The organism is Microvirga roseola, from assembly GCF_020866965.1.
Lineage (GTDB): Bacteria > Pseudomonadota > Alphaproteobacteria > Rhizobiales > Beijerinckiaceae > Microvirga > Microvirga roseola.
The window spans coordinates 1-791 of record NZ_JAJATX010000175.1 but is presented as its reverse complement, the minus strand read 5'-3'; the positions used below and the strand labels follow the sequence as shown (position 1 = coordinate 791).

Annotated in this window: 1 protein-coding gene; it reads left to right on the top strand. The window is 62.6% G+C overall.

Features of this window, described 5'->3' with window-relative positions; all coding sequences use genetic code 11:
* Positions 1-640 (top strand): CYTH domain-containing protein (locus tag LG661_RS24730; RefSeq protein ID WP_230534647.1); only part of this gene is annotated, 640 nt, incomplete at its 5' end.
* Positions 641-791: the final 151 nt, after the last annotated feature.

Here is a 791-nt window from a genome sequence, read left to right as displayed (position 1 = left end):
TCTCATCCGGCGCGAGAAGGGTGAATTACGCCACATCGATGGCTACTTCCCCGACCAACGCAACCGCGTTTCCTGGGTTCACATCGAGGAAAGCCGCAGTCTGCTGATCCTCAGTACCCTGGGCCCCGATGGAGAGACCCAGGAGCAGGCGGAGGTTCCCCTGGCTCATGCCCACGCTCTGCTGGATGTCTGCGCCGGGCAGATCAGCTACGTCCGGACGGCCGTGCCGGTCGGGGAACATTATGTCCTCGTTGACGAGGTCATGCGGCCGCAAAACCTACATCTCGTCTCCGTGGAATTCGACAGCGACGAGCAGGCAAGGGCCTTTCGCCCTATGGCCTGGTTTGGGCCCGAGGTAACCAGGGATCCTCGCTTCTCCAACCGCTCCATCGCTCTCCAGGGACTGGATGAAGTGATCGATGTTCCGATCACTGATGCGCAACTCAATAGCCTCATCGATACCTTGGAGGGACGCATTCTCCCACCGTCACAAAAGCGCATAGCCCCGCCTAAGAGCAATCAGGGTCCGACGGCAAAGCCCGCCGGCGGCTACCCGGGCGAGAAGGCCAATCTTGCCGAACTCGAGGCGGCGATGATGCGCGAGATGGAAAGCTCTCTGCACAGAAACCGACCCGGGTAGGGGCGGCAGGAGCCGTGCCAGACGCCCGTTCGCCCATCCGGCACCACCTGGTGCTCTACCGGCGTGATCCGGAGCAGGGCAGGGCGCGCTTCTTCAGCCTGATGATCGAACGCGACCTGTTCGGCACCGTCCGGCTCGTCCGAAACTGGGG